The organism is Sulfitobacter sp. S223 (assembly GCF_025143825.1).
Lineage (GTDB): Bacteria > Pseudomonadota > Alphaproteobacteria > Rhodobacterales > Rhodobacteraceae > Sulfitobacter.
This window is the reverse complement of the sequence record NZ_CP083560.1, coordinates 576,570-602,770: the sequence shown is the minus strand read 5'-3', so window position 1 is coordinate 602,770 and position 26,201 is coordinate 576,570. Positions and strand designations below refer to the sequence as shown.

Annotated in this window: 28 protein-coding genes and 1 tRNA gene; 12 read left to right on the top strand and 17 right to left on the bottom strand. The window is 55.1% G+C overall.

Annotated elements, in window-relative coordinates:
• Positions 1-182: 182 nt before the first annotated feature.
• From rplL to K3757_RS02950, 10 genes are all read right to left on the bottom strand, one after another.
• Positions 183-554 carry a 50S ribosomal protein L7/L12 gene (gene rplL / locus K3757_RS02995; protein ID WP_259999233.1) on the bottom strand — a complete coding sequence of 124 codons (372 nt, stop codon included), beginning with the start codon at positions 552-554 and terminating at the stop codon, positions 183-185.
• A gap of 79 nt (positions 555-633) precedes the next feature.
• Entirely contained in the window at positions 634-1,146 is a 513-nt protein-coding gene (gene rplJ / locus K3757_RS02990; protein ID WP_259999231.1) for a 50S ribosomal protein L10, read from the bottom strand.
• A 337-nt stretch (positions 1,147-1,483) separates the two neighbouring features.
• Positions 1,484-2,164, bottom strand: a complete 681-nt coding sequence (locus tag K3757_RS02985) for a sterol desaturase family protein (protein WP_259999229.1) — start codon at positions 2,162-2,164, stop codon at positions 1,484-1,486.
• A 168-nt stretch (positions 2,165-2,332) separates the two neighbouring features.
• A complete protein-coding gene (rplA, locus tag K3757_RS02980; protein ID WP_259999227.1) occupies positions 2,333-3,031 on the bottom strand; it encodes a 50S ribosomal protein L1 in 699 nt (232 codons plus the stop codon).
• Position 3,032: 1 nt separating this feature from the next.
• Positions 3,033-3,458: a 50S ribosomal protein L11 gene (gene rplK, locus K3757_RS02975; protein ID WP_259999225.1), complete on the bottom strand. Its 426-nt coding sequence runs from the start codon at positions 3,456-3,458 to the stop codon at positions 3,033-3,035.
• Between the two features lie 397 nt (positions 3,459-3,855).
• Positions 3,856-4,722: a hypothetical protein gene (locus K3757_RS02970; RefSeq protein WP_259999223.1), complete on the bottom strand. Its 867-nt coding sequence runs from the start codon at positions 4,720-4,722 to the stop codon at positions 3,856-3,858.
• A gap of 278 nt (positions 4,723-5,000) precedes the next feature.
• Complete coding sequence (gene nusG, locus K3757_RS02965) at positions 5,001-5,534, bottom strand: transcription termination/antitermination protein NusG (protein ID WP_259999221.1); 534 nt, start codon at positions 5,532-5,534, stop codon at positions 5,001-5,003.
• Positions 5,535-5,759: 225 nt separating this feature from the next.
• A complete protein-coding gene (gene secE, locus K3757_RS02960; protein ID WP_259999219.1) occupies positions 5,760-5,957 on the bottom strand; it encodes a preprotein translocase subunit SecE in 198 nt (65 codons plus the stop codon).
• Between the two features lie 78 nt (positions 5,958-6,035).
• Positions 6,036-6,800 carry a hypothetical protein gene (locus K3757_RS02955; protein WP_259999217.1) on the bottom strand — a complete coding sequence of 255 codons (765 nt, stop codon included), beginning with the start codon at positions 6,798-6,800 and terminating at the stop codon, positions 6,036-6,038.
• 269 nt (positions 6,801-7,069) lie between these two features.
• Positions 7,070-7,145, bottom strand: a tRNA-Trp gene (locus tag K3757_RS02950).
• Positions 7,146-7,298: 153 nt separating this feature from the next.
• On the opposite strand from K3757_RS02950, the gene K3757_RS02945 reads away from it, so the two are divergent.
• Entirely contained in the window at positions 7,299-7,799 is a 501-nt protein-coding gene (locus K3757_RS02945; RefSeq protein WP_259999215.1) for a ferritin-like domain-containing protein, read from the top strand.
• A gap of 97 nt (positions 7,800-7,896) precedes the next feature.
• Here the strand turns inward: K3757_RS02945 and K3757_RS02940 are convergent, their stop codons facing one another.
• From K3757_RS02940 to parC, 6 genes are all read right to left on the bottom strand, one after another.
• A complete protein-coding gene (locus tag K3757_RS02940) occupies positions 7,897-8,562 on the bottom strand; it encodes a CatB-related O-acetyltransferase (protein ID WP_259999213.1) in 666 nt (221 codons plus the stop codon).
• Between the two features lie 152 nt (positions 8,563-8,714).
• Complete coding sequence (gene tuf / locus K3757_RS02935; protein ID WP_259999211.1) at positions 8,715-9,890, bottom strand: elongation factor Tu; 1,176 nt, start codon at positions 9,888-9,890, stop codon at positions 8,715-8,717.
• Positions 9,891-10,035: 145 nt separating this feature from the next.
• Positions 10,036-10,653 (bottom strand): hypothetical protein, encoded by a 618-nt coding sequence (locus K3757_RS02930; protein ID WP_259999209.1) that lies wholly within the window; start codon positions 10,651-10,653, stop codon positions 10,036-10,038.
• Positions 10,654-10,805: 152 nt separating this feature from the next.
• Positions 10,806-11,951: a M48 family metallopeptidase gene (locus tag K3757_RS02925; RefSeq protein WP_259999207.1), complete on the bottom strand. Its 1,146-nt coding sequence runs from the start codon at positions 11,949-11,951 to the stop codon at positions 10,806-10,808.
• Positions 11,948-13,264, bottom strand: coding sequence for a YjgN family protein (locus tag K3757_RS02920; RefSeq protein WP_259999205.1), 1,317 nt, complete (start codon positions 13,262-13,264; stop codon positions 11,948-11,950). Before K3757_RS02920 ends, K3757_RS02925 begins: the two co-directional genes overlap by 4 nt.
• Positions 13,245-15,548 (bottom strand): DNA topoisomerase IV subunit A, encoded by a 2,304-nt coding sequence (parC, locus tag K3757_RS02915; RefSeq protein WP_259999203.1) that lies wholly within the window; start codon positions 15,546-15,548, stop codon positions 13,245-13,247. The genes K3757_RS02920 and parC overlap by 20 nt, the downstream gene beginning before the upstream one ends.
• A gap of 198 nt (positions 15,549-15,746) precedes the next feature.
• Between parC and K3757_RS02910 the strand changes: the two genes are divergently transcribed.
• The 7 genes from K3757_RS02910 to K3757_RS02880 all read left to right on the top strand — a co-directional run bounded on the left by K3757_RS02910 (position 15,747) and on the right by K3757_RS02880 (position 21,531).
• Complete coding sequence (locus K3757_RS02910; protein WP_259999200.1) at positions 15,747-16,337, top strand: SH3 domain-containing protein; 591 nt, start codon at positions 15,747-15,749, stop codon at positions 16,335-16,337.
• 73 nt (positions 16,338-16,410) lie between these two features.
• Positions 16,411-17,238, top strand: coding sequence for an SDR family NAD(P)-dependent oxidoreductase (locus K3757_RS02905; protein ID WP_259999198.1), 828 nt, complete (start codon positions 16,411-16,413; stop codon positions 17,236-17,238).
• Between the two features lie 58 nt (positions 17,239-17,296).
• A complete protein-coding gene (locus K3757_RS02900; RefSeq protein WP_259999196.1) occupies positions 17,297-17,494 on the top strand; it encodes a twin transmembrane helix small protein in 198 nt (65 codons plus the stop codon).
• A 5-nt stretch (positions 17,495-17,499) separates the two neighbouring features.
• Complete coding sequence (locus K3757_RS02895; RefSeq protein WP_259999194.1) at positions 17,500-18,072, top strand: cob(I)yrinic acid a,c-diamide adenosyltransferase; 573 nt, start codon at positions 17,500-17,502, stop codon at positions 18,070-18,072.
• 211 nt (positions 18,073-18,283) lie between these two features.
• A complete protein-coding gene (locus K3757_RS02890) occupies positions 18,284-19,042 on the top strand; it encodes an electron transfer flavoprotein subunit beta/FixA family protein (RefSeq protein ID WP_259999192.1) in 759 nt (252 codons plus the stop codon).
• Complete coding sequence (locus tag K3757_RS02885) at positions 19,042-19,968, top strand: electron transfer flavoprotein subunit alpha/FixB family protein (protein ID WP_259999189.1); 927 nt, start codon at positions 19,042-19,044, stop codon at positions 19,966-19,968. Before K3757_RS02890 ends, K3757_RS02885 begins: the two co-directional genes overlap by 1 nt.
• A 432-nt stretch (positions 19,969-20,400) precedes the next feature.
• On the top strand, positions 20,401-21,531 hold the full coding sequence (locus K3757_RS02880; RefSeq protein ID WP_259999187.1) for a Hint domain-containing protein: 1,131 nt from the start codon (positions 20,401-20,403) through the stop codon (positions 21,529-21,531).
• Between the two features lie 418 nt (positions 21,532-21,949).
• On the opposite strand, the gene K3757_RS02875 is transcribed toward K3757_RS02880, so the two are convergent.
• The gene (locus tag K3757_RS02875; protein WP_259999186.1) at positions 21,950-22,864 is read right to left on the bottom strand and encodes a LysR family transcriptional regulator; all 915 of its coding nucleotides are present in this window, start codon (positions 22,862-22,864) and stop codon (positions 21,950-21,952) included.
• 107 nt (positions 22,865-22,971) lie between these two features.
• On the opposite strand from K3757_RS02875, the gene K3757_RS02870 reads away from it, so the two are divergent.
• The 4 genes from K3757_RS02870 to K3757_RS02855 are packed head-to-tail and all read left to right on the top strand — an operon-like array spanning position 22,972 to position 26,127.
• Positions 22,972-23,982, top strand: a complete 1,011-nt coding sequence (locus K3757_RS02870; RefSeq protein WP_259999184.1) for a zinc-binding alcohol dehydrogenase family protein — start codon at positions 22,972-22,974, stop codon at positions 23,980-23,982.
• 32 nt (positions 23,983-24,014) lie between these two features.
• On the top strand, positions 24,015-24,317 hold the full coding sequence (locus K3757_RS02865) for a DUF1330 domain-containing protein (protein ID WP_259999182.1): 303 nt from the start codon (positions 24,015-24,017) through the stop codon (positions 24,315-24,317).
• A 54-nt stretch (positions 24,318-24,371) separates the two neighbouring features.
• Positions 24,372-25,343, top strand: coding sequence for an LLM class oxidoreductase (locus tag K3757_RS02860; RefSeq protein WP_259999180.1), 972 nt, complete (start codon positions 24,372-24,374; stop codon positions 25,341-25,343).
• A 1-nt stretch (position 25,344) separates the two neighbouring features.
• Positions 25,345-26,127: an SDR family NAD(P)-dependent oxidoreductase gene (locus K3757_RS02855; protein ID WP_259999178.1), complete on the top strand. Its 783-nt coding sequence runs from the start codon at positions 25,345-25,347 to the stop codon at positions 26,125-26,127.
• Positions 26,128-26,201 lie beyond the last annotated feature (74 nt).

Below are 26,201 nucleotides of genomic sequence, written 5' to 3'. Positions count from 1 at the left end.
ATAAGAGCGGCTAAGTCCGGTCTATGCTGGAGCGCGTCCCACCGCACCCCTTCCGACCAATGGACCTATCCAGAGAGACGCTTGTTTACGTAAGCGCCTTCCAAGATAGGTTTGGCTGGACGAGGTTTTCACCCCGTCCAGCCAGTATTTAATGCAGGAAATAGATCCCTGCTTGCGACGGCTTAGGCCAGCTCGACTTCTGCGCCAGCTGCTTCCAGCTTGCCCTTGATGTCTTCTGCTTCGGCTTTGTCGACGCCTTCTTTGATCTTGCCGCCAGCTTCGACCAGATCTTTGGCTTCTTTCAGGCCCAGACCGGTGATGCCGCGAACTTCTTTGATCACGTTGATTTTGGACGCGCCGGCGTTCTTCAGAACGACGTCGAATTCAGTTTTTTCCTCAGCAGCTGCACCAGCATCTGCAGGACCAGCCATCATCACTGCGCCGCCAGCTGCGGGCTCGATGCCGTACTCGTCTTTGAGGATTGTCTTCAGTTCTTGTGCTTCAAGCAGTGTCAGACCAACGATGTCTTCTGCCAGTTTTTTCAGATCAGCCATGTTTTAGCTCTTTCCGTTAACGATATGTGTGTTCCAACGTGTAGTTTCAACCACAACGTCGATTTGACGATATTGTCGCTTACGCAGCCTTGTCTTCGATAGTTGACAAGATAGATGCGATGTTGCTTGCAGGTGCGCCAATGGCGCCAGCGATGTTGGAAGCAGGTGCGCCCAGCATGCCCGCGATCGTGGAGATAAGCTCCTCGCGCGAAGGCATTTTGGACACGGCTTCTACACCGGCGACGTCCAACGCGTTCTCACCCATGGCACCACCGAGAATAACCAGCTTTGGGTTCTCTTTGGCGAATTCCTGAGCAACCTTGGCCGCAGCCACTGGATCCTCAGAATAGGTCAGAACGGTCATACCCGTCAGAAGGTCAGCAATGCTCTCACATGGCTTGCCCTCAAGGGCGATCTTGGCGAGCCTGTTTTTGGCAACACGCACGGCCCCGCCCGCAGCGCGAGCGCGCGCACGAAGGTCCTGCATTTCAGCAACTGTCAGACCGACGTAGTGGCTAACCACTACAACGCCAGAGCTTTCAAAGATTTGGCCGAGTTCGTCGACCAACTGTTCTTTTTGTGCTCTATCCACAGTTTCTCTCCAAAGTTATCGGAGGGGTGACCCTCCGGGCTCGTTTTGCCGGACAGATGTCCGACGTCGGGTCCTTACGGGTCCTTCCCAAGATCATCCGAGAGCAAAGCCCTGAAAAATCTTTAGTCATTCCCCATCTCAGGCAGGAATTATGAACTGATCTCCCAGCTCACCCGCCATCTCGGACGAAGCGCAAAAAGCGCACGACGAATCGTGCGCTATGATGCAAGGGTGGGATTAGTCTGATTGAGAGGGAATGCCAAGACCGAAACTGTAATTCGGCAACCTTCCGACAAAGAAGCCTGCTACAGACCACTTAGAGACAGCAGCGCTTGCGTCAAGTCATGGCGGCGCGGGAAACTTCATCTTGAGACAAGTTATATTTGCTGGAAAACCTCGACCGAGCGGAAACCAGACGGGGGTCATCCGGCTGCAACCCAAGTGTGCGCATAAATTCACCCCGCTGCTTATTCTTTAGTGCATCGCGATCAATCGCTGTTTTCATCGCCCGGTCGATCACCTCGCCGCCCGGACTGACGTGAAACCATTTCGAAAAATCACGGAAGTGATGTTGATTATGGAGCGTTGTCACATGGCGCTCTACCTTCGTTTTGGGGATATTTAGATGCGATGTCATGTGAAACCACTCATACCCCAAGAACATCAGCACGCCCCCGACCAGAACAATGGCGGTAGCTATATGAAACGGTGCGGGCCATCCAAACAAAACCGCTGCCCCCCATACCAAGCCGAAATTGATAAACAGAATGGGCAGAGCAATCCAGATCGGCACAAAGAAGAGTTTGTGATTGGTCGGAAAATCATGGTGCCCGTAATGAGCCTGATAGAGCAAATCAAAAGCCCACTGGCGCGACGGCGGAGGCAAATGAAAGATAAATCTGTGCAGATTGTATTCGTTCAACATCTGCGCAACGAATCCTAGCGGGATAAGCAGCCAGGCCCACCATGGGGCGGATATAATCATTACAGCCAGACCAAACAGGGCAGCGATCGCCATGAAGCATACGCTCGCATGGGAGAACATTATTCTTAGTCTTTGCATCGCCACTCCTCCATCCACGTCAAAGATTACGGGCAGCGCTGTTGAATTGTCAAAATTGACCTCGCGACAAGAAAAGGGCGCCCCGATGGAGCGCCCTCTCAAACTCAAGTCTGCTTAAGCAGCTTACTCGGCAGCAGCGTTGTCCACAGAAACTGTCACGCCTGGGCCCATTGTGGAGCTCAGTGCGATCTTTTTCATGTAAGAACCCTTGGCGCCAGCGGGCTTGGCTTTGGCAACAGCGCTTACGAATGCGCGGATGTTTTCAACCAGTTTGCCTTCGTCAAAGGATGCTTTGCCAACGCCTGCATGGACGACACCGCCCTTTTCAGCTTTGAACTGCACTTCGCCGCCTTTAGCTGCTTTCACAGCTGCAGCAACGTCCATGGTCACAGTACCGACCTTGGGGTTTGGCATCAGGTTGCGAGGGCCCAGAACTTTACCAAGACGACCAACAACTGGCATCATGTCAGGAGTCGCAATGCAGCGATCGAATTCGATCTTGCCGCCTTGTACGATTTCCATCAGATCCTCTGCACCAACGATATCTGCACCAGCTTCCTTAGCTTCATCAGCTTTGGGGCCACGTGCAAATACGGCTACGCGCACATCTTTGCCTGTACCGTTTGGCAGGCCTACAACGCCGCGAACCATCTGGTCTGCGTGACGTGGGTCAATGCCGAGGTTCATGGCGATTTCAACGGTTTCGTCGAACTTGGTGTTCGAGTTACCTTTGATCAGGGCCACAGCTTCTTCAACTGTGAGGTCCTCTTTACCGACGAATGCTTCACGTGCGGCGCGGATACGTTTTCCAAGTTTAGCCATCTTACTTAACCTCGATGCCCATGGACTTTGCGGAGCCCAAAATGATTTTCATCGCCTGTTCGACGTCGTTCGCGGACAAATCAGCCATTTTCGCTTCTGCGATTTCGCGCAGCTGCTTGGGCGTGATTGTGCCAACGGTCTCACGGCTTGGCGTTTTGGCGCCGGAGTTAACTTTAGCCGCTTTTTTCAGGTAGTGAGACGCTGGAGGGGTCTTGATGTCCATCGTGAAGGACTTGTCCTGATAATAGCTGATGATGGTCGGGCAAGGTGCACCAGGCTCCATGTCCGCTGTCTTGGCGTTGAACGCCTTGCAGAATTCCATGATGTTGATGCCGCGCTGACCCAATGCTGGACCGACGGGCGGGGACGGGTTTGCTTGACCCGCTTTAACTTGCAACTTCATCGTACCGACGAGTTTCTTGGCCATGATGGCTCTCCTTTCAACACCCTCAGGACGCGACCCTCGGGATATGTGTTGCGCGGTTATGGTCCGGATGCCGCGGCACCCTCGCCTCCCACGATGTGAATCACCCCTTAAGGCAACTTGGGTCGCATAGCGCATGTAGGGTTGATAATGCAAGCGATGGTTAGAGGCAGTCCTTCGAACGTCTGCTCTGAGCCCATGTTACCGCTTTTGTGCAATGCAGCGAATGAACGCTATCGCCGAACAGCCCGAAGCCTTCAACAGCGGCTTAGGTTTTGAACGGAGTTTTTTGGTAGCATCGATCGGGGTAGTTTAAACCTTGGCCCAAAGGGAGGGTTTTAGAATGTATCAGATGGTGAGTAAGTGCATTTAACGGATATTCAGCCAAGACCCTAGAATGTCAGCACCCTCTTGTTTTCCGTTCGGAGAATTGTCGTTGCTGGATCGAACGCAGCATCAAGTATGCATTGTCTTTGGTTCTAGACGCATCTTCGTCGGTTAGCTTGCCCGCAGGAACTGCAACCAACAAGTCCGAGAAACTCATACCCCACTTGAAGCGTCCAAAGAACGTCGATTTCGTTACACGATCTCTATCGGCGTCCGACATGGCAGTATCTGACATCAAATCGGCAAATAATTCTCCCTCAGCCCTGTCGACAGTCCGTATTGCGCAGTGCGCTTTCTCGGCTAGCCATGTCGGCAGATCTGGAAGCGCCCCACTAACTACGAGATGTGCAGCAAGTCTACGGTAACCGCGGAATTCTTCTAACCCAGTGCCATTGGTGACTGCCCGGCGTAACAAACGATCAATTCTGATAATATGGTCCGGCGACAACGGAGATTGCTGCAAACGTTTGACTAAATGACGTTTTGTATAACCTGATCGGAACAACATGACGTCGGCTTCAAGAAAAGCCAAAGCGAACTCGATTAAGTCGCTTATTGGCTCAGGCCAGCCCGGTTTCGCAACATCTTCCGCAAAGCTCATCAACCTTGAGGACATATTTGTCGGATAGTCTGGCGCGATACCTACAGAAGGTGGGTTGCCGCAATACTCATTTAGAAGGCTTGACCAAGCGTGGTAGGAACACGTTCGCTTTGGCTTAGCAATTGTGGGGATAACTGCCGCCACTGCCTTCACCACTTCCGTCCAATAAATAACGTCTTCGGAGTTCAAACTCTGCAAGCGGTTCTCTTGCTCACATTCGGCGGCAGCCCCTCTTCTGTGCTGCGCCGCTTGCGTGGGTTTTAACTTATTATTTTTCATTTTTTCAGTTTATCAGAAACTTCCCGCCTTGATCTACATTTTGTCTCGCAGACTATTCACAATTCACACCGTTTCAAAAACGACCGTTTGCTGAACGGCTCACCAAACCGGCCATAGACGTACATGCAGCGAAAGGCAGTAAGCTCCGCTCAGCGGACTTTGACTTTCACAAACCGTGAACCAAGGCCGTTGATCAATCGACAAAATAGAGAATGGCGTCACCTCGCAAAAGGTAACGCCATCAAATGTTATTTTGCGTTCGGAACGTGCCGAGGTAATTAAACCTGCTTGTTCACCTGAGTGAAGTCCAGTTCGACGGGTGTTTCGCGGCCAAAGATGGACACCATAACTTTGAGCTTCTGGTTGTCTTCGTCCACCTGCTCGACCATGCCATCGAAGTCTTCGAACGGACCGTCTGCAACTTTGACCTTTTCACCAATCTCGAAGTGGATAAGCGTTCGAGGCGCTTCTTCACCCTCTTGAACACGACCAAGGATCGCGGTGACTTCTGCATCGCGCATTGGCATCGGGCGGCCCTGTGGGCCCAAGAAGCCTGTGACGCGGTTGATCGAGTTGATCAGGTGATAGCCACGATCGGACATTTCCATGTGAACCAGCACATAGCCCGGCATAAAGCGACGCTCGGTCGTGACTTTCTTGCCGCGACGAATCTCAATCACTTCTTCCGTGGGCACAAGTACTTCGTCGATCTGGTCCTCAAGCTCTTGCTCAGCAACCGTGTTGCGAATCTGCTCGGCGATCTTTTTCTCAAAGTTCGACAGGACGCTGACCGAATACCACCTTTTTGCCATTTGATCTTTCCGTCCTTGTCTAGAGCGCGTTGCGCGCTTGCGAATTCCTAAATCTCTTCTGGGCCTTTGCCCACCCGACCTACAACCAGCATCGGCGCGCAACTCGAATCATCGCACGCGTGTCGCAGAACAGGCTTGCGAACTAGCCCACACGCCATTGGGATTCAAGTGTTGGCAGAAGATTTTGCAGCCTTCTTACGGCCCGCATCGTGCATCCGTCCGGCTTTAGCCAAACATGTTCAACACATACTGAAGACCACCGCGGATCACGATATCCACCAGAGCGAAGAATACCGCCGTCAATGCAGCAAGGATAAATACCATCACCGTTGTTAGCATCACCTCACGGCGTGTTGGCCAGACGACCTTTGCCACCTCGGCGCGGACTTGCTGAATAAAATGAAGTGGTTTGGTGACGGCCATGGATCACATCCTGATTTTTCGTGTTAGATGCATCTAACGGCTGATTGTAAGTGTTTCAAGGCTGCAATTTCCGGGGCCTCAAGCACCTTTTTCGTGCAAACCTGACAGGCGGCGCTCCATAGCCTCCGCATGGCGATCCTCCGCAGTTGCCAGATCGCCGAAGTCAGGCAGATACAATGCATCAACAGAGCCTTCGGGAAAGCGATCCAGAATCGCGTCCCAACGGACAGCAAAACGGTCCAGCCGTGCATGTAATACAGCGGCCCGCGCCGGTCGGCGGCTCGCATACCATCGGCCAAGCTTCATAGCTCCCTTCCAGAACCCGTCATATCCGGCGATCAGGAACACCCCGACCAGAATGAGCAAAGCAAGCACCGTCAAGCCGATCACAAGCCAGGGACGCAGAAGAACCAGCAAGGCAAGCGCGCCCAGCACGATATGGGCAGGCTTGGGTCGGTACGCTTTAAGGTTCGATATTACCCCAGCTTCCTGCGCAACCTCCTTGGACTGCGGTATCCGGGCCGGTTTTGCCTCTTTCGTCTTGGCTCCACGGCGGCTGGGGATCCACGCAAGCGAAAGCTTGGGGCTTTTCCGCTTGGGTTGCACTACGCCAGAGTTGCTAACCACCTCAGGGCTTTCAAGCTCTGGCAAAAAAGACGCTTTTCTGGGGGGTGGTGCTATTTTTGGCGCTTCTTCAGCAAGATCGGCTTTTTCACGGGATAACCGGCGGCGCGGTTCGGGCTTCGTTTCTTCCGTCAGAATCGAGCGGATAGCGTCAAGCGCTCGATCATCAAGTACGTTTTCCCCATTTTCGGGGGTTGGGTTTTTCGAAGCTGCTGTCATCTATCCATACCATTACGCTGGTTTCTTGATCGACAGTTATGCCTTACGATACGGCGTTTCGATGAAGTCCAAATGGCAGCAATGTGGCACTGTTTCCGGCCAGTCGACAAAACGTCACCATTCCCAAATCAGTGCGCGAGTTCGCCACGATACAAACCGGCACCACGCAGACGCTGCCGCACGCAAACCGTTCAAAATACAAATAATGTGAAATTAGAATTATCAGCCTCGAAGCTGACATCCAAACAACTGGAATAGCTTCGTCTGATTGGCAGGGGCTGAGGGACTCGAACCCACGACCCTCGGTTTTGGAGACCGATGCTCTACCAACTGAGCTAAACCCCTATGCCGGGTGTCTGGGTAGTCTGGATTGACCAGAGGATCAAGAGGCATCAGAGCCCTGACCACAGAATTCGTTCAGAAAACTTGGAACATCTTGGCGCCCGTTGCGGTTGATACCCCAAGTAAGCAATTACAATCGCTCTAAAGGAGACCGATATGACCATGAACAACCTGCAAGATGTATACTTCGACCAACTTCAAGATCTCTACAGTGCGTGCAAGCAGTCGCTAGAAGCGACCACCGAGTTGGGGCGCGCTGCCACGGACAAAGAACTGAGCGAAGCGTTGATTGCCGGTGCAAATGGCATCAGCCAAGGCATGGACAAAATCAAGTCACTCTGTGCCGAGCATGATCTGGACCCAGAAGCAGAACACTGCAAAGGCATGGAAGGTCTTGTTAAAGAAGCGCACGCGCACGGCATCAAGCAAGAGTTCGGTGATGACGCCACACGTGACGCCATGATCATTACCCAATACCAACGATTGGTGCACTACGCTCTGGCTGGTTACGGTTGCGTCGTGGCCTTCGCCAATCGTCTCGGCTTTGACGAAGATGGCGCCATTCTGCAATCGATGCTTGATGAGACATATGACGGTGACCGTCGCATGACTGCGATAGCGACAGGCGGCAGCGGCTTGAACGAAGCTGCAGCATAAGTTGATAAATCAGGTTTTCCCCCTTTCGCAAGCTGCGGCAGGGGGGAACCTCTTAAACTAATCCTTCTACGAAAGCAGCCTCTCAGCTTCTGAAGCTTCACGGCGCTTTCATGATCAAAGCTTCGACATCGCCCCCACATATCTGCGTTTCGTGCATTAGAATGTGGTCGATCGGCCAATCCCACCAACAAAGAGTTTCGAGCATCTCAATTTGCGCTGACGAGAAACGCTTGCGAACGATTCGAGCGGGATTACCCGCTACCACACTGAACGGCGCAACTTGACCGCCGACCACCGAACCAGCACCTACGATCACCCCGTTGCCTATCTGCGCTCCGGGTAAGATGGTGGCGCCCTGCCCGATCCAGACATCATTGCCAATGCGCGTGTCATGTCCGACCTGTTGAGGGAACGACGGCCTGCCTTCTCGTCCTCCGCCACCAAATACAGCAAATGGAAAAGTTGAAATACCGTCATAACGGTGATTGGCGGAAGCCGTGATGAACCGCACACTATCCGCAATTTGACAGAACTTTCCGATGACCAACCGCTCTGGGCTAAAGTCATAGAGGTAGGGTGCGAGATAGGCCGCCCAATCATCGGGGGGGTGATGCGCACTGGCGTACGAATAATCACCGACTTCGAAACGCGGATGGTCAATGACTGCAGAAAGGAACACGGTCCCTGAATGGCGGGTCCCATCCGGCAGCGTAACCGGGTGTGAGGTATTTGGAGCGGGGAATTGTGCGTCTTCTTCGGCCAATATGGGGTCTCCTGCGTACTGTCGGGAATATGCAGCAACACATCGCAAAGACCAAGCACGCCGATTTGCACACCCGAATGCAACAAGGGCCCCCCTTTCGGGAGGCCCCTGCCTTGTCTCAGTCACATGTCCGACCTTGCGGTCTGACGTGATTATTCAGTGATTTTGGAAACCACGCCGGCGCCGACTGTGCGGCCGCCTTCGCGGATCGCAAAGCGCAGACCGTCTTCCATCGCGATCGGGGCGATCAGCTCAACGTCGAACTGAAGGTTGTCACCCGGCATCACCATTTCTGTGCCTTCTGGCAGCTGAACGGTACCGGTCACGTCCGTTGTACGGAAGTAGAACTGTGGACGGTAGTTCGCGAAGAATGGCGTGTGACGGCCACCCTCTTCTTTGGTCAGAATGTACGCTTCGGCTGTGAACTTCGTGTGTGGGTTCACGGAACCTGGCTTACAAAGAACCTGACCACGCTCAACGCCTTCACGGTCAACACCGCGCAGCAGGGCGCCGATGTTGTCGCCAGCTTCACCACGGTCCAGCAGCTTGCGGAACATTTCAACGCCTGTGCAGGTCGTCTTCTTGGTGTCGCGGATACCAACGATTTCGATTTCGTCGCCAACGTTGATCACGCCACGCTCAACACGGCCTGTCACAACTGTACCACGACCGGAGATCGAGAATACGTCTTCCACTGGCATCAGGAACGGCTGGTCTACAGCACGTGCTGGTGTCGGGATGTATTCGTCAACAGCGGCCATCAGCTTCTTGATGGACTCTTCGCCGATCTCTGGGTCACGGCCTTCCATCGCTGCCAGTGCGGAGCCAGGAATGATCGGGATATCGTCGCCAGGGTACTCATAAGAGGACAGCAGCTCACGGATTTCCATTTCAACCAGTTCCAGCAGCTCTTCGTCGTCTACCTGGTCAACTTTGTTCATGTAAACAACCATGTACGGGATGCCAACCTGACGGCCGAGCAGGATGTGCTCACGCGTCTGCGGCATTGGGCCGTCGGCCGCGTTCACTACCAGGATCGCGCCATCCATCTGGGCAGCACCGGTGATCATGTTCTTCACATAGTCAGCGTGGCCGGGGCAGTCGACGTGCGCGTAGTGGCGTGCCTCTGTCTCGTACTCAACGTGCGCTGTGGAGATTGTGATACCACGCGCTTTTTCTTCTGGCGCGCCGTCAATCTGGTCGTACGCTTTGAAATCACCGAAGTACTTCGTGATCGCAGCTGTCAGTGTGGTCTTGCCGTGGTCAACGTGGCCGATTGTGCCGATGTTGACGTGTGGTTTGTTACGTTCAAACTTTGCCTTTGCCATGGGGGCGCCCTTCCAAAAGTCCAAGGGCCCAACGCGGGCCCGGATTGCGTATGGCGCGCGGCATATTTGGTCTGGGCGACAAAATCAAGCAGGTCTTGCCCTCTGGCTGCAGTTTCATGCCGAAGGGCCACTAGAAAGGCTGCTACTAGTCCTCGGTCAGCACAGCAGCGGCGGCCTCTTCGCCCTTTGAAACAGTAGATTTTGCACTGCTGCCGTTGAACCAACCCTTTTCGCGATTCTGCCGGACAAGGTAATTCTCGATTTGCTTAACCGCGTTCTGACTAAGATTCTTGAACTGCTCCTCGGCTGTTTTCGTATAGCCGGAGCCAACCAAGGGCCCCTGATCCAGCGACTCGAACACGGTAATCTGATGCGCCGTGGCGTTCAGCTTTTTGTTCTTAGCATCATCCCAGACGGTGACACGAATGATCATGACCGACTTCGGAGCAGCAACAACGGGCACACCCGGAGGAGCAAGGCAGTAACCTTCGATGGACACCCCAAAATGATAGAGTCGGTCGCCATCATAGCGATCAAACCGCTCGGCAACGGCTTCTTGCAACATCTTGGTCATTGTCTCTGTGTCCATCTCGCGGCACAGCGGCACCTTCTGGACTTTCGGGGCAACGACAATGTTATGACCAAGGTTGAAGTCACCCAGCGGCACGGCAGCTTTATTAAGATCGGAGGCGCCATTACAGGCGGCCAAAGCGCCCGCCAACAGCATTGCGCCAGTTTTCCGCATCAGTGTCATCCGCCCCATGGTGCATCCCCCTCGAAATTGCTGGCACTGCGATACCGTACCCGTCTGTTTGGTGCAATGCACTGGCGGGCCTACCATCTTGGACAATCGACGTCTGTTGTTATGCAGGCGCATCTGTTCGCTGCGGCAATCCATAAATGCGGTTCGCGTACCTAGTTGCAAATTGCCTTCAGCTCGGACCATTCGTCGACGGAAAGAATATCCCCATATTCCCCTTCTGCGCGGGCGGCATCGCGTGCGCGTTCAATGCGGCTGGATAGGGTTGGGTGACTGACAAAATGCGCCACCACGCCCTGGGTATCTCCGTATTTGGCACGCAGGCGCTCGAACATATCACCAAGGGCAGCAGGCGAAACATCGGCCTTTTCCAAGGCAGCATAGGCAAACTCGTCCGCGCCGCTTTCCGCGCCCTGCGCATAATTGGCACTGATCAACTTCTCTGTCAGGAACAAGACAGCCGCGCCCCCGGCGAAATCCCCGAAAAGTAGCCCCAGAATTCCGATAGAGCCGGCAGAGCGTAGCGCATGCCGTGTCGGATCGCGGTTCTCCACGTGACCTACTTCATGCGCCAGAACGGCAGCGATTTCATTGGGGCTAACGGCGGCATCGATCATACCGCGAAAAAATACCACATACCCGCCAGGCAGCGCGAAGGCGTTAACCAGCTCGTGATCCAAAACAAAGACTTTGATCGCATCATCAGAGCCGCGCGGCACGCCCAGTCCCACAAGCATCGTTTCCAACGCAGCAATACCGTCGGGGCTTTCGCAGGTGGACAATGGCGGCAGCCCTGCACCAGCCAATGCCTGACGTATCTGGTCGAAGGTGGCCTCGCCCAGCGCCCGTTCGCCCGCTGGCGGAACAAAGGTGGCAAGCCTGTCCGCAAGCAGCGGTACCAGCACGCCAATTTGGATCGCTACACCAGCGATTGCGGCCAGCGCCCATGCTGCAAGGCGTCCTCGTCCTTTGGGTGGCGCACGGCGTGTTAGTCTAGGCATGTGTGCCAGAATTGACGGATCAGCCAAATGCAGCCGCGCCATAGGACTACCCGTCCAGCGCAAAATGACCCCATCGCTCCCTGCTGTGTCTTCCAACTGACGAATTTCATCGAGCGGCCAGCGCACCCCCGGCTGATCACTTCCCGGCAGACCGATTTCCAGAACCCGTGCCTGCGCATCAACCATCAGCGTGACACTGCGCGGAACAGGCGTATTTCCGTCGAAATACGAGCTGTCCAGCCCGTTGAATACCGGTGTTTCGGCCCTGACCTGCGGAGGAAGGTCTGGCGGCAAACTCATATCGCTGCTCCCAGATCCAACGCCTCGGAAAAGCCTTCGGCCTCTGCGAATTCATCGCGGGCGCGTTGGCTGATCTGGGTCAGACCAACCACATTTAGAAGGCTAAGAGTAACAGCCATATGCCGCATAAGGGGATAGGTCACGAAGACATGATGCAACACCCCCCAAAACAGAAACATCCCCAGATAAAAAATCGCAACGGTCCCGATAGAAAGCCAGCGCGGAAGCCCTGCCAAAGGCTCCGCAGTGCCAAGCTGCGCCTCTAGGAACACGCCCGACCCCAATAGGCCGAAAGCGACCGCGACAATCGCGAATATACCGATCACAAGGATCGAATAGGCGATAATGGAGCCCAATACGTATATCACCGAAATGCGCAGACCATTGAGGTTCGAACGCATCTGCACGCCCGCGCTAAACTTGTGATCCGCAAGAATACGCTTGCTCACGAAACGGTAGTGCACAGCGCCATAAATCAGGCCTAATCCAGCCGGAGCCAGCAAAAGGAGCCGCCAAATCCCTTGCCACCCAAAGATCGCATATCCGAAAGCCTCCGGATCATCGAAACCATTTACAATATCCTCAAACGGCGTTGCGCTGTCGGGGATAAGCGGGTCCAACCACACCAGCCAGCAGACAAGCCCCACTGTTAACAGAAGAGCCACAAGAAAAGGCACAGTGGCGCGGTAGAGCATTATCCACCGCCCGCCCTGCACCAACTTAGCCGACCCGAAGAAAGTGCGGTCGGTCTTATACTTCTCCAGCCAGAACGTCATCCTTGGCCACAGCACACCCAGTGAACAGATCGTAATCAGCCAGTGCACCAAAGCGCGCCAGGCATATCCCCACGCCCCAGCCTCCAATCCGAAACGCACGCCGCGCCATCGCGTGCGCGCCAATACGTATCGCCGCGCCCTGTACTGCGCATAAAACCAGATGGGAATGACCCCGATAAAACTACCGAAATACCCGACGACCGAGTTCTGGAATAGGGAGAAGCTCACAAACATGAGCAGCAGGTTCACGATCCCGATATAGAAGGTGAGGATCACGACGGCGATGAAAAAGCCCAACAGCTTTTCCCACGGGTCGCCCACATACTCCAACGGGTGTCCGCCCGGACGGATCGCCGACCAGTACCAGCGGCGCAACCGTGTCTTCATCCAGAATCGGTAGAACCCAAGGCTCAGCACCGTCCAGAAACCGGATTTGAGCGCCAACCAGAACAGTGCTGACCGGTTTCCGACAAACCACACATCCAGCCCCTCCTCCGGCAGGGGTGGCGGCGAGATATCAGGTGAACTTGTTGTCACGTGGGAACCCACGGGGTGCCATACGGCCGGCGCTGGCACGTTTACCTGTCCATTCGTCCAGTTCCGTTTCGGTGCGCGTACGACCAGCTGGGTCAAGCCAGCTCAGGCCATCGGCGCGGATAAAGGTGATGGCATCAGACAGGCCGCCATCTTTGTACTTTTGCAAGCGCACACCTTTACCGCGGCCCATTTCAGGCAGTTCTTCGATGTCGAAAACCAGCACTTTGCGGTTCTCGCCCACTGCCGCCACACTGTCACCTGTCACCGTTTTGCACACCAGCGCACGCACATCACCACGCACGTTAAGCACCTGCTTGCCAGAACGGGTCTGCGCGACGACCTCGGCTTCTGGCACGATGAACCCGTCACCTGCAGAGGATACGACCAAAAGCTTGCCGTCGGGTTTATGTATAAACAAATCGACCAGCTGCACCTCATTGGGCAAATCCACGATCAAACGCAGTGGTTCCCCCATACCGCGCCCACCAGGTAAATTGGCGGCCGATACGGTGTAGAACCGTCCATTGCTGCCAAAGGCCAACAGACGGTCGGTCGTTTCGGCGTGGAAGGTAAAGCGCGGGCCGTCTCCGTCTTTGAATTTCAGCTCACGCGTGAGGTCAATGTGGCCTGTCATCGCACGAATCCAGCCCATTTCGGAGCAGACGACCGTAATCGGCTCACGGTCGATCATGGCCTCTAGCGGCACGTCCTCGATTTCGCCAGCCTCGGCGAAGGTCGTACGGCGACCGCCGCCAGCGTATTCCTTGCCGAACTGTTTTTTCGTTTCGCGCAGCTGGTCGGTGATGCTGTCCCATTGCAGCGTCTCATTCTCCAACAGGTCCTCTAGACCCGCGCGTTCTTCCATCAACTCCGATTGCTCACGCAACAGCTCAAGCTCTTCGAGGCGGCGCAAGCTGCGCAAACGCATGTTCAGGATCGCTTCGGCCTGCACTTCGGACAACTCACCGCTACCCGCAGCAGGAGACACATAATCTTTCTCGTCCATTGCGCGAACGTGTGTTTTGCCCCAGTCTTCGCGCATCAGCGCGTCCTTGGGCTCATCATCGTAACGGATAATGTCGATAACCCGGTCAAGGTTGAGGAAAGCGACGATAAAGCCTTCCAAAACCTCCAGACGGTGGTCAATCTTTTCCATCCGGTGACGGGAGCGACGCTCAAGCACTTCGCGACGGTGATCAAGGAATGCGCGCAGCACTTCCTTCATGGAGCAAACCTTGGGCGTTACGCCATCGATCAGAACGTTCATGTTCAGTGAAAAGCGCACTTCAAGGTCGGAGGCGCGGAACATCATGCCCATTAGAACTTCGGGATCGACATTTTTCGAACGCGGCTCAAGCACCATGCGCACGTCTTCGGCGCTTTCATCGCGCACATCGGCAAGAATCGGTATCTTTTTCGTCTGGATAGCTTCCGCGATCTTTTCGATCAGCTTGGATTTCTGAACCTGATAGGGAATCTCGGTGACGACGATCTGCCACTGACCACGGCCGAGGTCCTCGACCTCCCAACGGCAGCGCAGACGGAAGCCGCCTTTGCCTGTGCGGTAAGCGGTCGCGATGTTTTCTGCTGGCTCAACAATCACGCCGCCAGTCGGGAAATCGGGACCGGGCACGTATTTCAGCAGCGTATCATCGCGCGCGTCCGGCGTTTTAATCAGGTGGATGCAAGCGTCACAGAGCTCGGCAATGTTGTGTGGCGGAATATTCGTCGCCATACCCACAGCAATCCCGCTAGAGCCATTGGCGAGCAAGTTGGGAAATTGGGCAGGCAAAACAGATGGTTCGGTCAGGCGGCCATCATAGTTATCGCGGAAGTCGACGACGTTCTCGCCAAGGCCTTCCAACATCGCCTCGGCAACTGCTGTCATGCGCGCTTCTGTATAACGGCTAGCGGCGGGATTATCGCCGTCAATATTGCCAAAGTTACCCTGCCCGTCGACCAACGGGTAGCGCACGTTAAAGTCCTGCGCCAAACGCGCCATCGCATCATAAATCGCGGCATCACCGTGCGGGTGGAAATCACCCATCGTGTCGCCGCTAATCTTTGCGGACTTCAGAAAGCCACCCGTAGAGTTAAGCCGCAGCCGGCTCATCGCATAAAGAATACGACGGTGTACAGGCTTCAGCCCGTCCCTCGCATCCGGCAGCGCACGGTGCATGATCGTGCTGAGCGCATAGGTCAGATAGCGATCCCCCAGCGCACGGCGCAGCGGCTCTGAGGTTTCCTCGAAACGGGGGGGGACTGGTGTGGTTGTATCGGCCATAACCGCTGTGTAACCTTGCCGCCGACAGGCGACAAGCGGCTGCGTTAACAACCGACCCACTAACGCCACATATCGTGACATTCAGGCGACGTACACGATTTACAAAGTTTCCCCCTAATATCGAATCGCTATCCTTGTTAGGGAACTAACGGGGAAACCAAGCGTTGGGTTTTCAATCTAGCTGTGGGGAATGCAACAATGAAATCCTTTATCCTTTTGACCTTCGGTTTTCTGGGTTTCGCCTTTTACGAAATGAGTGGTGGTGCAGAATTTGAACCGGCAAGCGCTCGTGTTGCAGACGCTGCGCCAGTCGCAGATCCCGCGCCGAAGGTCGAAGAACCTGTGCAAATCGCGGAAGCAGCACCAACGACCGGTACCGCCCTGATCAACTCTGCGTCGATAACAAAAATTGACAGCTCCACCAATGTCACGCGCGCATCCCTGAATCTTGCAGATGTCAGCGAAGCGACTGCGCAAGAGGAACAAGAGACTGCAACGGCAGCGGTCGTGAAGGTTATCGATAGCGCGGACACACCGCAGATCATTCTGCCAAGCCTGATTGCAACAACCGACACCCGCCCAAGCGGCGATGGTGACGTGCGTGTGGTTTCCGGCAACCGTGTAAATGTGCGCGGTGGCCCGTCTACAAATTATGGCGTTGTCAGCAAACTGACACGCGGCGATGAAGTTCGTATCCTAGAGGACAACGGCCAAGGATGGGTGCGGATGCAGCCTGTCGATGGTGGCGAAGAAGGCTGGATGGCCGATTTCTTGCTCACTTCGGGCTGATGTTTTCAAGGGCGATTGCCAAATCTTCGAAAAAGGCGCATTTCGGGCCTCGTCCCCGCACGAGGCCTTTTTCATGTCAAAACCTACCATTCTCATCACTGGCTGTTCGTCTGGCATCGGCTATGCAGCAGCATACGGCCTGCGCGAACGGGGCTGGCATGTATATGCTGCATGTAAGCAAGAATTGGATTGCGCGCGCCTGCGCGATGAAGGCTTTGACAGCCCCCGCATTGACTACACCGATCCTGACAGCATCATTACCGCGCTTGCAGATGTGCTTGAGGATACCGGCGGCACGTTGGATGCTGTTTTCAACAATGGTGCACACGCGATCCCCGGCGCAGTAGAAGACCTGCCCACAGAGGCCCTGCGCGAGATATTCGAAGCAAATTTCTTTGGCTGGCACACACTGACGCGAGCCATCATTCCAATTATGCGCGCACAGGGTCATGGTCGGATTGTGCAGTGCTCCTCTGTCTTGGGGCTTGTCGCACTACCATGGCGCGGCGCGTACAACGCCACAAAGTTTGCCCTTGAAGGGCTGACAGATACCCTGCGTCTGGAAATGAAGGGGACAGGTGTCCATCCTATTCTGATTGAACCAGGCCCGATCACGACAAAGATCCGCGCAAACTCCATCCCGCATTTCGAGAGGTGGATTGACTGGGAAAACTCTGCCCGCGCCGATCAATATGAAAACGATCTGGGCCAGCGCCTGTATGGCGAAGGCGGGCCGGACAAATTTGAACTGCCGCCAAAGGCAGTCGTCACAAAATTGATCCATGCTCTCGAAGCACGACGCCCTCGGGCGCGCTATTATGTCACAACACCCACCTATATGGCTGGTATCTTGCGGCGGCTACTGCCTACAAAGCTTTTGGACCGCGTGATGAGCCGCTAAAGGGTTGCAGTGACCCGCCACACCGCTACATCGCTCGGCAGCACTGAAGGGAACCACTATGTCCGATCCGTTTTTCATCCTGATCGTCATCGCCGTAATTGCCGTGGTCATCATTTTGCTGATGGGCTTGGGCGGCTTTGCTGGCGGGGGAGCGTTTAACAAAGCCAACTCGAACAAGCTGATGCGCTGGCGCATTATCGCACAGTTCATCGCCGTGGTTCTGATCGTCGCCTACGTCTATTTCTTCAAAGGGTAAGCAACATGGTTGTTCTAAACAAAATCTACACGCGCACCGGCGATAAAGGTGACACCGCGCTTGGCAACGGAGCCCGTGTCGCAAAGCATGATGTCCGGGTAGAAGCCTATGGCACATCCGATGAGCTGAACTGTTTTGTGGGCGTGGCCCGCCTGCATGCAAAGGGTGAAACCGATGCTGCCCTCTCACGCATCCAGAATGATCTTTTTGATCTTGGCGCAGACCTGTGCCGCCCCGATATGGATAAAGACGCCGATTCCGAATATCCGCCGCTGCGCATGCTTGGCTCTCAGGTGGACCGCCTTGAGGCTGAAATCGACGTGATGAATGCAGTGCTGGAACCTCTGCGCAGCTTTATCCTGCCGGGCGGAACCGAGCTTGCCGCGCATCTGCATGTTTGTCGGACCGTCGCGCGCCGTGCAGAGCGTCTTGCGACCCAACTGGCAACCTTGGAATCTGTGAATGATGCCGCTGTGCGCTACCTGAACCGCCTCAGCGACTGGTTCTTCGTTGCCGCGCGTGTCGCCAATAACAGCGGAAAAGATGATGTATTGTGGGTTCCGGGGGCCAACCGGTAACTTCTATCATACGTTCCTGGACCACTGAAAATCACACCGCCCCGCGCAATAATCTTGCTATTGGGCGGGTAAAAAAGAATGTAACGTGACGTGCCCCACCCGCCATGCGGCGATTTTGCTCTGTTTTACACGGGATTGCTTCGTTAGACATGGCCAAGATAAATTGACTGGCCCCTTCGGGCCTGAGTCGCAACCAAGGAGATAATCGCTCATGAAGGTGCTCGTACCTGTCAAACGCGTGATCGACTATAACGTGAAAGTGCGCGTAAAAGCGGACGGTTCCGGTGTCGATCTTGCCAACGTCAAAATGTCCATGAACCCATTTGACGAGATTTCGGTCGAACAGGCCATTCGTCTGAAAGAAGCTGGTCAGGCCGACGAGATTGTCGTCGTATCCATCGGCGTCAAACAAGCACAGGAAACCCTGCGCACAGCACTCGCCATGGGTGCGGACCGTGCGATCCTCGTGGTTGCGTCCGATGATGTGCACAACGACATTGAGCCGCTGACAGTTGCGAAGATTCTTAAAGGTATCGTTGACGAAGAGCAGCCCGGCCTTGTCATGTGTGGCAAGCAGGCGATCGATAACGACATGAACGCAACAGGTCAGATGCTGTCCGCGCTGATGGGTTGGTCGCAAGCGACATTTGCTTCCGAAGTTGCCATCGAAGGCGACAAAGCTGTCGTAACGCGTGAAGTCGACGGAGGTCTGCAGACGATCAAAGTCGGCATGCCAACAGTGATCACTGTTGACCTGCGCCTCAACGAACCGCGCTATGCGTCTTTGCCCAACATCATGAAGGCGAAGAAAAAGCCGCTCGATGAAAAGACACCTGCCGACTACGGCGTTGATGTGGCTAACCGCCTCGAAATCGTGAAGACCGTAGAGCCTGCTGCACGTGCCGCAGGGATCAAAGTGGGCTCTGTTGACGAGCTGGTGGCGAAACTTAAAGAAGCGGGGGCTGTGTAATGGCTGTTCTACTCCTTGCAGAAGTAAACGACGGCGAGCTGGCGATGGACGCAACGGCCAAGGCCGTTACCGCCGCACAAAAGCTGGGTGATGTCACCGTATTGGCTTGTGGCGGCTCTGCTGCTGCTGCTGGTGAAGCAGCCGCAAAAATCGATGGTGTATCCAAAGTTCTGGTCGCCGAAGATGCATCCCTTGGCCACCGTCTTGCCGAAGCGACAGCAGCGCTGATCGTTTCACTGGCGGGTGACTACGATCACATCGTAGCTCCGGCAACAACGGATGCGAAAAACGTGATGCCGCGCGTTGCAGCTCTGCTTGACGTGATGATCATCTCCGACGCTTCCGGTGTTGTAGATGCTGACACGTTCGAGCGGCCAATCTATGCTGGCAACGCAATCCAGACTGTTAAATCCTCTGATGCCAAGAAGGTTATCACCTTCCGCACGTCAACATTTGACGCGGCCGGCGAAGGCGGCTCCGCATCAGTCGAGACGATCTCTGCTGTTGCAAATCCTGGCCTGTCCGAATGGGTCGAAGACAAAGTTGCCGCAAGCGACCGCCCCGAGCTGACATCAGCTGGTGTTGTTGTCTCCGGTGGCCGTGGCGTTGGCTCAGAAGATAACTTTGCTCTGATCGAACAACTGGCAGACAAGCTGGGTGCCGCTGTTGGTGCATCGCGCGCCGCTGTCGACTCAGGTTATGCGCCTAACGACTGGCAGGTTGGCCAGACGGGCAAAGTTGTTGCGCCGAACCTCTATGTCGCTGTCGGCATCTCCGGTGCGATCCAGCACCTTGCCGGTATGAAAGACAGCAAGATCATCGTCGCCATCAACAAAGACGAAGAAGCACCTATCTTCCAGGTTGCTGACTACGGTCTGGTCGCTGACTTGTTCGAAGCAGTGCCGGACCTGATCGGTAAGCTTTGATCAGCATAGTCTGACCTGAAACATCCTTAAGGCCCGCCACATCTTGGCGGGCCTTTCTTTTTTGCACGACATTGTTCTCTGAAATCCGTCTGACGAAAAGCTGGCAGGTTTTGTCTATGGACCTAGCTTTCAAGCACATTCGGTCGCTAATCAGCCCCCACGAAAAGCCTTAACTGCCCAAAGGTGGCGCCATGCTGCACGGAAAAATGTCAGACATGCGAAAAAAGCCGCCATTCATACCCCAAACTTCGACGACCGCTATGCGGACAAAACGGCAGGTTGCAGGACAAGCACAAATGTTTGTTTCAGGACCGCCGTTCAACAAACAGGTCTTTCTTGAACGTCTGGTGCTGGAGCAGCATTCTACGCCGGTTTACAATTAATTCAGTCTTTCCAGTCTATGCCATAGGCGGGTTATGACGGATATTCTATATGGCAACACTCGCCTCTTATATCTCAGAAGTCAGCTACGCAGGGAACGGGCAAAGCGACTTCATCGAAGTGGTTCTGCCTGCCGGTGCCGACGTAACAGGGTATTCCCTCGAACTTTATCAGGAAGGCGGCCAAGATAGTTATGGTTTGCTGTCGTTCCCTCCCCTTGCCGCCACGATCGCTGGAAATGATGTCTATCTGTTCAGCAAAGATACGGTCGTCAACTTTCCGTCCGCAATGGGCGACGGCGAAGGAATTGCGCTGGTAGACTCAGGCGGGAGCGTTTTGCAATTCGTATCACATGGCTTGGGTCCCTTTACTGCGGTAGATGGTGCGGCAGCAGGCATGACCAGCCAGTATATGGGCTCTGCCACAAGCAACGGCACAGGCCTAGTCACCAACGATAGGGGCGACACCTACGAGGTAACAAGCACACTGACGCCGGGCAATGTTGCTTGTTTTGCCGAAGGTACCCTGATCCGGACACTCGAAGGGCGCGTTCCCATCGAAATGCTAAAGCCCGGCACCATGCTTCCCACGTGGAGCGCCGGATTGCAGGAACTAAGAATAATTCGATTCCGGGAAGTGTCTTATTCCATGAAAACCCCAGACAGGCAGCGCCCTGTTCTGATCCCATCAAAACTAATCGACTGCGCCGGGGTCAACCGGCCGCTGATTGTGTCATCCAATCACCGTATCCCATTGGCTGTGGGCAAACAGCGCCGCCTGCTTCTTTTTTCGGCCAAAGCGCTTGTTGGTTGGCGTGGTATTCGGTTCATGAGGGGGCGACGACATATGCGTTGGGTACATCTTGGCCTACCGGTTCACGCACTTATTGAAAGCGGCGGATTAATCAGCGAAAGTCTGCTACCCGGCGAAATGGTTGAGCAGACGCTAACATCCCTTGAGCGCGCTGCTTGGGCACCAATTTGCAAGGCACCCTGCTTACCACTCATTTCCACCCAAGAGGGGCGTGCCCTCCTTGCGCAAGGCATTGAACTGCCCGATCCCAGCGAGCTGCCCATAAGCTACCCAACGGCGATGACTGGTGATTTTCCAATGCCATCGCCAGCGCATTACGCACAGGGGAGGACCAGTCTTAATCAGCGCGTTACAAGGCTTCATTCCTGAGTGAATATCCCTTTCAGATATACCACCAGTTTGAGCATCGTGCCGCCAGCTTTGTCCATTTACGCATATAGCGGACCCGTGGCGTGTCAAAAAAACGGACGTTTTTAGAACGTCCGCAAGCCTCGTAGTTCGGTTCTCCCACAAATCCCACTCAATGCCTAATTGAGTGCTGAACGGTATTGTCCCCATCGTGAAAGCCGAGGGTGTCCGCGATGCAGAAACGCGGTAAAATGTTCTCCTACCGGCCCTTAGCTGCATGTGCGAACGGTTCTGAACGCATTTTGTTAGCTCAAAGTCCCCTGCGCGCCCAGCAATGACCACTATTGGAATGCGGCCAAGGTGGCGCGCGTAGCCGCCCCCCACAACACTCTGGAAAATCCGATTTGTCGCTTCTTCTGCTAAAACACATGCTCAGGGTTTACGGTCTTTGCTTGCTTGTCAGCTTCGCAAAGTCCAACCGGGCAATCAGGAAATCCATGAAGCACCTGACTTTCGGGGTCAGGACGTTCGACTTCGGATAAATCAACCAAAGAACGGACCCGTCGTGTAAGCGCCAGTCAGGCAGCACACGAACCAAACGCCCTGCTGCGATATCCTGCGCAACGCTCCAGAGCGAATTTATGGAGATACCCATACCCGCCATCGTCGCCAGACGTTGCGATGTTCCGTCGTCGAGGAGGGTGCGGCACATCATTTTTGCAGGATCAAGCAATGCAGTGTGGCCATGCACGTGGATGATCTTTCTCGGAGCAAGGTTGGACCATGACAGGAAGCGGTGCCCCTCAAGGTCATCTGGCGTTATAGGTTGGCCGGAATTTTGGGTGTAGGCAGGCGACGCGCAAAGTATCCGCCTATCGTCTGCAAGTTTACGTCCCAAAAGACTGCTATCTTCAAGGGGCGCACTGCGCAGGGCCAGATCGAAGCTGCCTTCGATGATGTCTTGGCGTGTGTCAGAAAGCCTGAGATCAAGTGTGATGTCCGGGTAAAGCGTCTGAAACTCCGGTAGCAGCGGGATGATATGCAGTTGCGCAAAACTGCTGGGGGCCGCGAAACGAAGCGTGCCGCTTGGGTGCAATGTGCCTTCGCCCAACGCCGCGCGGCCTGCGTCCACTTGGGCGAGGACCTCGCGGGCATAGGGGAGGAAGGCTTCGCCCTCCTGACTGATCGATATTTTTCGAGTGGTGCGGTGCAGCAGTTCTGTGCCCAGCTCGCGCTCCAATTTCGCCAGACGATTGCTGGCCATGGCGGGGGCAAGGCCAAGATCACGACCAGCGGCCGTAATGTTCAGCCGCTCGGAGGCGGCGATGAAAAGGCGAAGGGCGTCGGTATCCATGCCCCCTATTATATCTAAAATCAGAATTCTGAAATAATATATCAGCAGTTTTTATCAGAAATCGGAGTGATATGTCCAGTTCATCACGCCAATCAGGAGCATTGAACATGAAAGCCATCGGTTACACCCAAAACGGACCCATTCAAGGCGCAGGCGCACTGAGCCTCGTTGATGTAGACAGACCAACGCTGCGCCCTCGCGATCTTCTGGTTGCCGTTAAAGGCATCTCCGTCAATCCGGTCGACGTTAAATTGCGCGAGGCCCGTGCGCCTGAGTCAGATCTGGGCATTTTGGGTTTCGACGCGGCTGGCACGGTCGTTGAAACAGGGCCAGAGGTCACGGGCTATGCGGTTGGTGACGAGGTGTTCTACGCAGGGGACGTGACCCGCGACGGGACAAACGTCGAATTTCATGCTGTTGACGAACGCATCGTCGGCAAAAAACCCGCATCTCTTGATTTCGTTGAAAGCGCGGGCCTGCCGCTGACGTCTATTACCGCATGGGAAATGCTCTTTGACAGCTTCCGTTTGGGTGAAGGCGGCGGCGATGGCCAGACGCTTTTGGTGATTGGGGGCGCGGGCGGTGTCGGCTCTATCATGATCCAGCTTGCGAAAGCCCTGACAAATCTGACGGTGATCGCGACAGCCTCCCGGCCCGAAACCGCAGATTGGGTGCGCAGGATGGGGGCCGATCACGTCGTTAATCACCGCGATGATCTGACGGCGCAGGTGAAAGACTTGGGTCTCGTCCCAACTTATGTCGCCGCGTTGACCGCGACGGACCAACATTGGCCCGCGATCCTCGAATTCATTGCCCCCCGTGGTCACATCGCGCTTATCGACGACCCTGAAAGCCTCGATATCTCGGCCGCAAAGCCGAAGGCGCTGACGATCTCTTGGGAGTTCATGTTCACACGTTCGATGTTCAGCACCAGCGACATCACAGCGCAGCGCGATCTTCTCGACCGCGTTTCCCAGATGATCGACGCCGGGACACTTCAATCCACGGTCACCGAACGCGCCGATGTGCTGACGGTGGAAGCGTTGACCAACGCACACAAGCGTCAGGAAAGCGGCCGTGTAATCGGCAAACAGGTTCTTCCCGGATTTTCGTCTTAACCTCGGCTGAAATCCAACGAAGGAAACCAAACATGACCTACTATTCTGTTCTCGATGTAACGCCCACCAGCGAAGACTGGATCCCAGACTATTTGCCGACAGCCAATGAGCGTGTCGCGGCGCATGGCGGCAAGTATATCGCCCGCACGGCCAGCCACGAACAATTGGAAGGCGAGCCACAAGAGGCGGGCCTTCGCATTATCATTGAGTGGCCGTCAAAAGAGGCTGCAAAGGCGTTCATGGCAGATGAGCAATACGCCCCCCATCTGGCCGAACGGACCGCCGGATCGGTCAGCCATCACTATCTGATCCAGGGCAAAGACGATCTTGCCTGAAACACCTGCGTCGCCCTCAAAGATGGGGCGGCGCATCCTGACAGGAGAGCCGCCGTGCGCGACGATACCCACACACCATTCGAACAGATCAATCGCGGCTTCACCGCGACGTTCCAGAACGGTCGGCTGAGTGTCGGGCTTGTTGTGCCGATTGCGCAGTATGGGCAAAGCCCTGTGCCAGATATCGAAGGCCATCTCGAGCGTGTGCAACAGGCGGAACAGCTTGGGTTCAAAGCAGTCTGGCTGCGCGATGTACCCTTCAATGTCCCGAGCTTTGGGGATGCGGGGCAGCTTTTCGATCCCTTTACCTATCTTGGGTATCTGGCCGCAAAAACCACCGATATCGCTTTGGGCGTCGCAAGTATCGTCCTGCCCCTTCGCCACCCCGCACATGTGGCAAAGGCCGCCGCGACAGCTGACGTTTTGTCGGGGGGGCGACTGATCCTTGGCGTGGCATCCGGCGACCGTCCCGAAGAATACCCAGCCATGAACCGCAACTTCGACAGCCGTGGCGAGGCATTTCGAGAGAGCTTTGAGTACATTCGCGCCATGGGGACGACCGCGTCGCAGATCGAAAATCGTTTCGGCAAAGTAGATTCGTCAATTGATATGCTGCCCAGGCCTTCGGGGTCGAAGCTGCCGCTTTTGATCACTGGATCAAGCCGCCAATCGCCGGACTGGATTGCACAACATGGCGATGGATGGATGACCTATCCCCGCCCTGGCGTGGCGCAGGACCGCGTTTTACATGATTGGCAGACTCGGTTGACCACTTTGCGACAGGTGCCGAAACCTGTTTTGCAACCGCTATACATCGACCTCGCCGATGATGCGGATGAGTCGCCAAGCCCGATACATCTTGGCTTCCGGTCCGGGTATCGTCCTCTTGTCCAATATCTTCGGCAACTTGAGAAAATCGGCGTCAACCATGTCGCGTTGAATCTGCGCTTCAACTCCAAACCCGTTGAGGCAACACTTGACGGGCTGGCAGAGCACGTCCTGCCCGCTTTTGAACAAGGAACATAATATGACAAAAACAATCCTGATCACCGGTGCAACCGACGGACTTGGCCGTGCGACCGCACTGGCTTTGGCGAACCAGGGGCACAAAATTATCGCACACGGTCGAAATGCCCAGAAGCTTGACGAGCTGAAGGCTGAAATTGGCGCGAACCTATCAACCGTTCAAGCCGATATGTCCGACTTGGCCCAAGTCGCCCAAATGAGCCGTGACCTCACAAAGGTCCATGACCGGATTGACGTTGTGATCAACAATGCCGGTGTATTCAAGACGTCGCAGCCGCGTTTGGGCGACGGAATGGACGTGCGCTTCATCGTCAACACCTTTGCACCCGCTCTTCTGTCGACCCTTCTGCTGCCCATCGTGCCTAAAGACGGCCGCTTGGTGCATCTGTCCTCTGCTGCACAAGCGCCGGTCGATGTTGATGCCATGAAAGGCAAGCGGCAGCTGCAAGACATGGAGGCCTACGCGCAAAGCAAGTTGGCCCTGACGATGTGGAGTCAGGATTTTGCATCGAAACACCCCGATGGTCCGGTCTCGGTCGCCATCAATCCTGGCTCTCTCCTCGCCACCAAAATGGTGCGGGAGGGTTTTGGAACATCGGGTAATGATCTGAATATCGGGGTCGACATCCTGACGCGCGCAGCACTGTCAGAAGGGTTCAAAAGCGCTTCGGGCAGGTATTTTGATAACGACAGCGGGCAATTTGCGTCCCCCCATGCAGACGCCGCCAATGCCGCGAAAGTTGCGAGTGTTATTGCGATCATCGAAGCGCAGACTGCCGATTAGTCTGGTGTAAAGGTGGACTTCCTTCGGTTATATGGCGAAAGCGAAACGTTGCTTGATTGCGGGTGGGGCTCGCC